Source organism: Actinoplanes cyaneus (assembly GCF_016862095.1).
Classification (GTDB): Bacteria; Actinomycetota; Actinomycetes; order Mycobacteriales; family Micromonosporaceae; genus Actinoplanes; species Actinoplanes cyaneus.
Genome location: NZ_BOMH01000040.1, coordinates 113,526 through 122,700 on the forward strand (window position 1 = coordinate 113,526; position 9,175 = coordinate 122,700).

The 9,175-nt window shown below is 71.7% G+C and carries 10 protein-coding genes; 4 read left to right on the plus strand and 6 right to left on the minus strand.

The genetic code is table 11. The features are described 5' to 3' along the window. Positions 1-77 precede the first annotated feature (77 nt). From Acy02nite_RS27205 to Acy02nite_RS27215, 3 genes are read right to left on the minus strand one after another with little or no spacing between them, the layout of a single operon-like run. A complete protein-coding gene (locus Acy02nite_RS27205; protein ID WP_203745526.1) occupies positions 78-410 on the minus strand; it encodes a DUF952 domain-containing protein in 333 nt (110 codons plus the stop codon). Beyond that, entirely contained in the window at positions 407-2,617 is a 2,211-nt protein-coding gene (gene recG / locus Acy02nite_RS27210) for an ATP-dependent DNA helicase RecG (protein ID WP_203745528.1), read from the minus strand. Before recG ends, Acy02nite_RS27205 begins: the two co-directional genes overlap by 4 nt. After that, positions 2,614-4,209, minus strand: coding sequence for a DAK2 domain-containing protein (locus tag Acy02nite_RS27215; protein WP_203745530.1), 1,596 nt, complete (start codon positions 4,207-4,209; stop codon positions 2,614-2,616). Before Acy02nite_RS27215 ends, recG begins: the two co-directional genes overlap by 4 nt. Positions 4,210-4,368: 159 nt before the next feature. On the opposite strand from Acy02nite_RS27215, the gene rpmB reads away from it, so the two are divergent. Continuing rightward, on the plus strand, positions 4,369-4,560 hold the full coding sequence (rpmB, locus tag Acy02nite_RS27220; protein WP_014694271.1) for a 50S ribosomal protein L28: 192 nt from the start codon (positions 4,369-4,371) through the stop codon (positions 4,558-4,560). A 48-nt stretch (positions 4,561-4,608) separates the two neighbouring features. On the opposite strand, the gene Acy02nite_RS27225 is transcribed toward rpmB, so the two are convergent. After that, entirely contained in the window at positions 4,609-5,076 is a 468-nt protein-coding gene (locus Acy02nite_RS27225; RefSeq protein ID WP_203745532.1) for a GNAT family N-acetyltransferase, read from the minus strand. Positions 5,077-5,095: 19 nt separating this feature from the next. Then, a complete protein-coding gene (locus Acy02nite_RS27230; protein WP_203745534.1) occupies positions 5,096-6,034 on the minus strand; it encodes a thiamine-phosphate kinase in 939 nt (312 codons plus the stop codon). 97 nt (positions 6,035-6,131) lie between these two features. Between Acy02nite_RS27230 and Acy02nite_RS27235 the strand changes: the two genes are divergently transcribed. Together Acy02nite_RS27235 and Acy02nite_RS27240 are read left to right on the plus strand one after the other, a co-directional pair. After that, complete coding sequence (locus tag Acy02nite_RS27235; protein ID WP_067685920.1) at positions 6,132-6,365, plus strand: Lrp/AsnC family transcriptional regulator; 234 nt, start codon at positions 6,132-6,134, stop codon at positions 6,363-6,365. Between the two features lie 2 nt (positions 6,366-6,367). Further along, positions 6,368-7,030, plus strand: coding sequence for a DUF3515 family protein (locus tag Acy02nite_RS27240; protein ID WP_203745535.1), 663 nt, complete (start codon positions 6,368-6,370; stop codon positions 7,028-7,030). On the opposite strand, the gene Acy02nite_RS27245 is transcribed toward Acy02nite_RS27240, so the two are convergent. After that, on the minus strand, positions 7,024-8,118 hold the full coding sequence (locus tag Acy02nite_RS27245; protein ID WP_203745537.1) for a D-alanine--D-alanine ligase family protein: 1,095 nt from the start codon (positions 8,116-8,118) through the stop codon (positions 7,024-7,026). The genes Acy02nite_RS27240 and Acy02nite_RS27245 overlap by 7 nt on opposite strands. A 109-nt stretch (positions 8,119-8,227) precedes the next feature. Between Acy02nite_RS27245 and Acy02nite_RS27250 the strand changes: the two genes are divergently transcribed. Further along, positions 8,228-8,674, plus strand: coding sequence for a hypothetical protein (locus tag Acy02nite_RS27250; protein WP_203745539.1), 447 nt, complete (start codon positions 8,228-8,230; stop codon positions 8,672-8,674). The last annotated feature ends 501 nt before the right edge of the window (positions 8,675-9,175 follow it).

The window sequence follows — 9,175 nt, forward strand, 5'->3', positions numbered from 1 at the left end:
TGACTGAGGAGAGGCGCCTCCGGTGGATCACCGGGGGCGCCTCTTCGTGTCAGGGGCTCATACAGGCCGGCGACGCGTCACGTCAGGGGCGGGAACGAGCCGTCCGGCAGCGGCTGGTACTCGTGGACGGCGATCACGGCGGAGACGGGCAGCGGCCCGTACACATGCGGGAATTGACGTCCTGAAGGGTCGGGCGGGCTGCCGTCCTCCCAGACGACCGGCACGTCGACCTTGCCGGGGTCGATCTCCAGGAGCACCAGGTCCGTCCGGCCGCGGTAGAACAGCGTGGCCGGGACGTGCACCCACTCGGGGTCGGAGCAGTGGATGAAGCCCTCGGACTCCAGGGTGTCACCGGCATAGCTGTCCGCAACGGACTCCCACGTGGACCGTGGGCAGAGGTGGAAGATCATCCCTTCTCCAGGTACTCGGCGCGGTCCTCGTCGACCAGCGCGGCGACCGACGCGGCCAGCGCCGGATGGTCGGTCAGATCGGGGTCGTCGCCGACGAGCGAGGCCGCCTCGACCCGGGCTTCCTTGATCAGCTTCTCGTCCCGGAGCAGGGACAGCAGCCGCAGGTGGGAGTGCTTGCCGGACTGGGACGCGCCGAGCACGTCACCCTCACGGCGCTGCTCCAGGTCGATCTCGGAGAGCTTGAAACCGTCAGTCGTGGAGGCGACCGCGTCGAGCCGCTCGCGGGCGGCCGACCCTTCGACGGCCTCGGTGTGCAGCAGGCAGACGCCGGGCGCGGAGCCCCGCCCGACCCGGCCGCGCAGCTGGTGCAGCTGGGAGACGCCGAACCTGTCGGCATCCATGATGATCATGACGGTGGAATTCGGCACGTCGACGCCGACCTCGATCACCGTGGTCGCGACCAGCACGTCCACCTCGCCGGCCGCGAAGGCGCGCATCACCGCGTCCTTCTCCTCGGGCGGCATCTTGCCGTGCAGCATCTCGACCCGCAGACCCTTGAGGTAGTGATCGCGCAGCGCGGGCAGCACCTCGGTCACGGCCAGCGGCGGGCGCCGGGCGGGCTCGTCGTCCGACGGAGGTTTCTCCTCGTCCTCGGGGCCCTCGCCGATGCGGGGACACACCACGTACGCCTGGTGGCCCGCCGCCACCTCCTCCTTCACCCGTTTCCAGGCGCGGTCGAGGTACGCCGGTTTCTCCAGCGCCGGGATCACGTGCGACGCGATCGGCGAGCGGCCGCGCGGCAGTTGCGAGAGCACCGACGTCTCCAGGTCGCCGTAGACGGTCATCGCGACCGTGCGCGGGATCGGGGTCGCGGTCATCACCAGCACGTGCGGTGGACGGGCCGCCTTGGCGCGCAGCGCGTCACGCTGCTCCACCCCGAACCGGTGCTGCTCGTCGACGACGACCAGGCCGAGATCGGAGAAGTCGACCCCCTCGTACAGCAAAGCGTGTGTCCCCACGACGATGCCGGCGGTCCCGTCGGCGACCTTGGCCAGCGCCGCACGCCGGGCCGCCGCGCCCAGCGAGCCGGTGACCAGGCTCAGCTGGGTCCCCTCCGGGTCGCCGTCGAGCTCACCGGCCCGGCCGAGGGCGCCGAGCTGCGCGCTGATCCCGCGGAAGTGCTGGGTGGCGAGCACCTCGGTCGGGGCGAGCAGCGCGGCCTGGCCGCCGGCGTCCACCACCTGCAGCATGGCACGGACCGAGACCAGCGTCTTGCCGGAGCCGACCTCGCCCTGCAGCAGCCGGTGCATCGGGTGGGCGCGGCCCAGATCGGCGGCGATCTCCTCGCCGACCGACGCCTGGCCCTCGGTCAACTCGTACGGCAGGGCCGCGTCGAACTTGTCCAGGAGCCCACCCGCGACGCGGGGGCGGGCGGTGCCCGGCGCGGCCGCGGCCCGGGCGCGGCGCTGCGCCAGGGTCAGCTGGACGGCGAACGCCTCGTCCCACTTCAGCCGGTGCTTCGCCGAGTAGAGCGCCGCCTCCGAGCTGGGCCGGTGGATCTCGCGGAGCGCGGTCGCGATGCCGACCAGGTTCCGTTTCGCCCGGACCTCGGCGGGCATCGGGTCGGCCGGCGGGTCGAAGACGTCCAGCAGGGTCCGCACGCACTTGGTGATCGTCCACGTCGGCACGGCCTGCGCGGCCGGGTAGACCGGGATCAGCGCGCCGGCGAACTCCTCGATCTCCTCGGCCGCCTCGTCCTGCGTGGCGTCGGCCTTGAGCAGCTGATAGGCCGGATTGTTCAACTGGCGCTTGCCGCGGAACTCGCTGACCTTGCCGGCGAACAGCCCCCACCGGCCCCGGGTCAGCTCCCGCTCACGCCACGCCTGGTTGAAGAACGTGCAGGTCAGTGTCGCTCCGGAGCCGTCACCGATGGTCACCTCGAGCATGTTGCCCTTGCGCTGCCGGAACGGTTTCACACTGATCCCCTGCACCTGGGCCAGCACCGTGACCTGCTCGCCGACCTCCAGCTGACGCAGGTCGGTGTGCTCGCCACGCTCGTCGTAGCGCCTCGGGAAGTGGTAGATCAGGTCGCCGGCGGTGTGCAGGTCCAGATGCTCGGCCAGCGCCTTCGCCGTCTTCGCCCCGAGCACCTTGGTCAACGGGACGTCGGTCGTGACCCTGGTCGCCGCGTTCTCGGTCGTGGTCATTCGACTCCTGCCAACAGGTGGTAGCGGGGCTGACCCCCGGCGTAGCACTGCAACTCGATGAACGGCCAGGTGCGGTGCACGTGACCGCGCAGGTCCTCCTCCAGATCCGCCGAGGCGTCCGCGCCCAGGACCAGGGTGACCAGCTCGCCGCCACCGCCGAGCATCCGGTCGAGCAGGCGGTGGCTGACGTCGGCCAGGTCGGTGCCGATCACGTGCACCTCACCGTCGACGAGACCGAGCAGGTCGTCGGCGCGGCACGGCCCGGCGACGGTGAGCGCGTCGCGCTGGGCGGTGCAGACCTCGCCGTAACGGCACGCCCCGGCGGCCTCGGCCATCGCGATCACGTCGTCGGCGAAGGGGCGGCTGTCGTCGCGCACCGCGAGCGCGGCCAGGGCCTGCACCGGCGACCGCGTCGGGACCACGCTGACGTGCACGCCGGCCGCCTCCGCCTCGCGGGCCGCGGAAACCGCGACGGCCTGCGTGTTCGCGTCGTTCGGCAGCAGGACCACGGCGGAGGCGCCGCACGCGCGGATCGCGGCCAGCATCTGCGCGGTGGACGGATTCCGGTCGACGACCACGGCGCCCTCGGCCTCGAAGAGCGCGGTGAGCCCGTCCCCGGCGGCGACCACCACCGCGCCCCGCGAATCGGCGCCGGGCCGCTTCTCCTCCAGGAGGGTGACCTTTATCTTGTACGGCCGTCCGGCCTCGATGCCGGCCTCGATCGCCGGGCCGATCTCGGTGACGTGGACGTGCACGTTCCAGGTGCCGTCACCGGTGCCGACCACGACCAGCGAGTCACCGAGCCCGGCAAGGACGACCCGCAGCCTCTCGACGGCGTCGGCCTCGGCGTCCAGCAGGTACTGCACCTCGTAGCCGAAGCCCGCGCAGTCACCCGGCTCGTGCTCGTGATCGGCCGCCGCGGTGATCGGCACCGGCGGCCGGACAGCGGTGGGGGCCTCCGTCGCGCCGGTGCTCTCCTCCACGGCGGCCACCAGGGCGTCCAGCAGCACGCACAACCCGCGCCCGCCGGCATCCACCACCCCGGCCCGCGCCAGCACCGGCAGCTGCTGCGGGGTGCGGTCGAGCGCCTCCGCCGCCGCCCGCGCCGCGGCCCGCGCCACGGTGACGAGATTGTCCGACCTGATCCGGCCGGCGCCCTCGGCCGCCGCCGCCACCACCGACAGCACGGTGCCCTCCATCGGGCGGGCCACCGCCGCATAGGCCGCGTCGGTGGCCTGCCGCAGCGCCCGGGCCAGCTCACCACCGCGCACCGCGACGGCGGTCGCGAACGAGTCGGCCATGCCCCGCAGGATCTGCGACACGATCACCCCGGAGTTGCCGCGGGCGCCGAGCAGGGCGCCGCGCGCCATCCGGCCCATCAGCCGCCCGAGCGGCGTGCGCGGCTCCTCGTGCAGGGCGGACTCGATCGCCTCCTGCGCGGCGGTGAGGGTGAGCACAAGGTTCGTCCCGGTGTCGCCGTCGGGCACCGGGTAGACGTTCAGGTCGTCGATCTCACGCTGGTGGGCCCGAAGCGCCTCCAGCCCACCGTCGCACCAGCGGTGCACGGCAGCGGCATCGAGGGTCTCCAGCACGCGAAAATCGTACTAACCACCCCTGACAATCGCTGGGTACGCACCCTGACCGGGGGCGATTGGCTGTTCTCCCGTCGAGTCGGGTAAGCTCGCCGGGTTGCCTGGCGAGTCTTGCTCCTGGGCCTTTTCAGATCTTCGAATCAAACCCAGGAGTATCCCGTGGCTAGCGTGTGCGACGTCTGTGGCAAGGGACCGGGCTTCGGCCACAACGTGTCCTTCTCGCACCGGCGGACCAACCGCCGCTGGAACCCGAACATCCAGTCGGTGCGGACCCCTGCCGGTGGCGGGACGACCAAGAAGCTCAACGTCTGCACCTCGTGCATCAAGGCCGGCAAGGTCGCCCGCGCCTGAGGTTCAGCTTTCCAGGAGCCGCCGGGTCATCGACCCGGCGGCCTCTTGCTATGGAATCTTCTTGGCGTACGAGAGCACGCCCTCGTGCCCCTTGTAGTAGCCGAAGTCCTCGATCCGCTCATATCCCGCCGACTCGTAGAGCGCGATCGCCTCGGGCTGCTTGTCCCCGGTCTCCAGGATGACCCGCTCGCAGCCGGCCGCCCGGGCCGACTCCTCGATCGCGGTCAGCATCCGCCGCGCCAGGCCCTGCCCGCGCGCCTCCGGCCGGGTGAACATCCGCTTGAGCTCCGCGTCGGTGCCGTGCCGCCGCCAGCCGGCGCTGGCCAGCAGCCGGCCGTCGTCCTCCCGCACGGCCACCAGGAACTCGCCGTCCGGCAGGACGAAGTGGGCCGCCGCGACCGGAGTGTCGTCGCCGCTGCCGCCATACCGCTCGGAGAGGTCGCGCATGTTCTCCGCGACCAGCTCCACCACCTCCGGCTCGTCGAACCGAGCCGCCCTGATCTTGATCTGTGCCACGCCGCCAGCGTAATCAGCGTCAGCGGAAGTGGTCCCACCCCAGTGGGCCGGACCACGGCTTGCGGTCGACGGTGACGCCCGGCCGGTCGTGCACCGACCCGATCTCCACCCAGCCCTGCGGCAGCTTCGTCCCCGCCGGGAACGTCGCGGCGAGCGGGTGATCGTCGCCACCCGCGAGCACCCACCGGTACGGGTCCACCCCGAGCGCCTTCGCCGCGTCCCGCATCTGGTCGGGCACGTCGAACGCCTCCGACCGGATGTCGATGCCGACCGTGCTCGCCGACGCCAGGTGCCCCACGTCCTGCAGCAGCCCGTCCGACACGTCGATCATCGCGGTCGCGCCGAGCCGGGCCGCCTCCGGGCCGGCCGCATAGCGAACTTCGGGGCGCCGGTACGCCTCCACGAGCATCTTCGGCGTCCGGAAGCCCCGGGAAAGCACCGTGTAGCCGGCCGCCGCATATCCCACCCGCCCGCACAGCGCCAGGAGGTCGCCGGGCCGGGCGCCGTCACGCCGTACCGGATCAAGGCCGTTGAGATCTCCCAGAGCCGTCACAGCGACCGTGAGCGTCGGGCTGGACGACGTGTCCCCGCCGACCACGCTCGCCCCGCAGAGCGCCGCCTCGGCGGTCAGCCCGTCGGCCAGGCCCTCGGCCCAGGAGGCGTCCAGATCGCCGGGCACGCAGAGCGCGACCAGCAGCGCGGTCGGGGTGGCGCCCATCGCGGCGATGTCGGCCAGGTTCGCGGCTGCGGCCCGGTGGCCCACGTCGGCCGGGCCGCACCAGTCGCGGCGGAAATGGCGGCCCTCGACCAGCACGTCGGTGGACGCCACCACCCGGCCGTCGGCGGCGCGCACCACGGCGGCGTCGTCGCCGGGTCCGAGCAGGGTGGCCGAACCGTCACCGAGACGTGACAGAATGCTGCCTATCAGTCCGAATTCACCGGACTCTGCGATGCTCACGTGCACGCCCTTCGATGGTGGCGTCCCGCTTCCGGGTCGCTTCGTACGGTAGTTTCACTTTCCAGGGATCACCGACGGTGACGGATAGGAGTCGATCGTGGTCCAGGCATACATCCTCATTCAGACGGAGGTCGGCAAGGCCCGTGACGTGGCCGCAGCGATCGAGAAAATACCGGGGGTCGTCCGCGTCGACGCGGTCACCGGCCCCTATGACGTCGTGGTGCTCACCGAGGCACACACGGTCGACGAGTTGGGCAGTCTGATTGTGAGCAAGGTCCAGTACGTGCCGGGCATCACCCGGACCCTCACCTGCTCCGTGGTAAACCTCTGAGCATGGTCGACGTCGACGCCCCGCAGGACACCCCCGCCTCCGGGGAGAAGAAGCCGGACAACATCACCCGGATCGCCGCCGTCTGGGCGACCGTGGTGGCCGTGCCGATCGTCCTGGTCGTGGGTCTCGTCGCCTTCACCCAGATCACCAAGGCGACGGCGCCGGATGCGGCACCGGCGCCCACCGCGAGCGGCCCGATCGCCGTGCCCAGCACGGCGGTCGAGCTCGCCGCGCCCGAGCTCTCCGCCCGGGCCGCGCAGGTGTGCCTGGCGGTCACCTCACAGCTGCCCCCACAGGTGCGGAACCTGCCGGCCCGCAAGGTCAGCGCCGGCCCGGAGCAGAACGCGGCGTACGGGGAGCCGCCGCTCACCGTCTCCTGCGGCGTCGCCCAGCCCACGATGTGCGAGAAGGTCGACGACACGTCCGGCACGTGCGTGCCGCTGGTCGCCGACCTCCTGCTGATGAACCGGGTCTGCTGGTACTACCAGGACAAGGCCGACCGGACCACGTTCACCACCATGGACCGTGAGGTTCCGGTGCAGGTGGAGGTGCCGTCCTCGTTCACCAACCGCGCCCAGTGGGCGAACGAGTTCTCCGACATCGTGGTGCAGACCGACAAGTCGATCACCGACGGCGTGCCCAGCGGGTGCAACCCGGGTCAGTGAAGCCCGGTCCCCCGCCGCAGCGCGGTGCGGATCAGCCGGTCCACGACCTTCGGGTATTCCAGGCCGGTCGCGGCCCACATCTGCGGGAACATCGACGTCGGCGTCATGCCCGGCATCGTGTTGATCTCGTTGAGGAAGATCTCGCCGTCAGCGGTCACGAAGAAGTCGACCCGGGCCAGGCCCGCGCAGTCGAGCGCCGTGAAGGTCCGCCGCGCGTACTCCTGGACCTGCTTGGTGATCTCGTCGCCGAGCTCCGCCGGGATCGTGTAACGGCTGCCCACCAGATACTTGGTCTCGAAGTCGTACCAGTCGGCGTCGTCCACGTGGATCTCGGCGAGCAGCGACGCCTCCGGAACACCGCCGGCCTCGCTCTCCAGCACCCCGCACTCGACCTCACGGCCGACGATCGCGGCCTCGACCAGCACCTTCGGGTCGATCTGACGGGCCTTCGCGATCGCCGCGTCCAGGTCCGCCCAGTCGGTCACCTTGGTGATACCGGTCGACGAGCCGGCCCGCGACGGCTTCACGAAGACCGGCAGGCCGAGCCGCTCCTTGTCCGCCTCGGCGAGCGAGACACCGGCGCGCAGCACCACGTACGGCCCCACCGGGATGCCCTCGGCGATCGCGAGCTTCTTGGTGAACTCCTTGTCCATGGCCGCGGCCGAGGCGAAGACGTTCGCGCCGACATACGGGATCCCGGCCATCTCCAGCATCCCCTGGATCGTGCCGTCCTCCCCGTACGCCCCGTGGAGCACCGGGAAGACGACGTCCACCCCGGCGAGCTCGGACATGCCCTCGGCCGGGTCGCGCACGATCAGCTCGGTCGACGTCGGGTCGGCCGCCAGCACGACCGCGTTGCCCGACGCGGCGGTGATCTCCGGCAGCTTCTCGTCCGCGATGGCGAGCTGCGACGGGTCGTTCCCGGCGAGGACCCAGCGACCCTCACGGGTGATTCCGACCGGGACCGCCTCGTACTGATCCGGGTCCAGTGCGCCCAGGATGGCCCCCGCGCTCACGCAGGAAATGGCGTGCTCAGTGCTGCGCCCGCCGAACACGATCGCGACACGGGTCTTCCGGGGGGTTGTCACTCTTCTCTGCGCCTCTCGCTAGCGGGCATGCCGGGGGTGACCCTACTCTGCGTAAGCCAGATTCACCGACAGCGGCAGCCGCCTCCGTGGCAGGGGAGACGAACAGTTCATGGGATCAGCACTCCACGTGATCGCGGGGCCGGGGCCAGGGCAATTGGCCACCATGGCACACCCCCGCGAGCAGCCGTGGTCGCCCGCCGAGATGGCAGCGCTCGCCCGGGCCGGCGTGCACATCCTGGTGTGCAACGCGAGACACCGACCGGCCGCCGCCGACAGCGCCGGGATCGAACTGGTCGACTACCCCGACCCGGACGACAAGTCCCCGCGCAAGGAAGCCACCGCGATGGTCGCGCTGGCCACCCGGCTGGCGCAAGAAGTCCGTTCCGGGCGTTTCGTGGTCACCCAGTCCAGCGCCGAGCTCGGCCGGACGACGCTGCTGGCCACCATGACGCTGGCCCTGCTCGGCATCCGGCCGGGCGAGGCGTTGCGCCGGATCGGCGCGGCCCCCAGCCAGCCGATCCCCCAGGACTGGCTGCACGACTTCGTCTCCCGCTGAGGGCCGCCGGGCGCCCTCCGGACAACTTCGGGCGCTGCCCACCCCAGAAGCACCGCCCCCACTCACCGCGTCCCTCCCGGCCCCCGCGGCGTCCCGTCACCGCGTCCATCCCGGCCCCGGCCCCGCTGTCGGCCCCGCAGCGTCTGGTCACCGCGTCCCTCCCGGCCCCAGCCCTGGCTGCCGGCCCCGCGGCGTCCGGTCACCGCGTCCATCGCGGCTGCCGGCCCCGCGGCCGATCATCGCCGCAAACCTGGTCCCCGCGGCCGATGGCCGTGGCAATCCTGGCTCCTGGTCCACAACAACGACCGCCGTGCCTGATCACCGCGTAGCAGCCACTACGGGCACCGCGGCAGCCTCCGCCAGCTGGTGATGGGCGCGCCGTCATTCCTGCGGGAGCCCGGCATTTGGTGCACGAACGTTCGCTTCCGCTCTCGGCCGACGCTCACGGTCGTCCCACCGCGCGAAACACCCCTGAGCACCAGCTGCGCCCGGCCGGCTGGG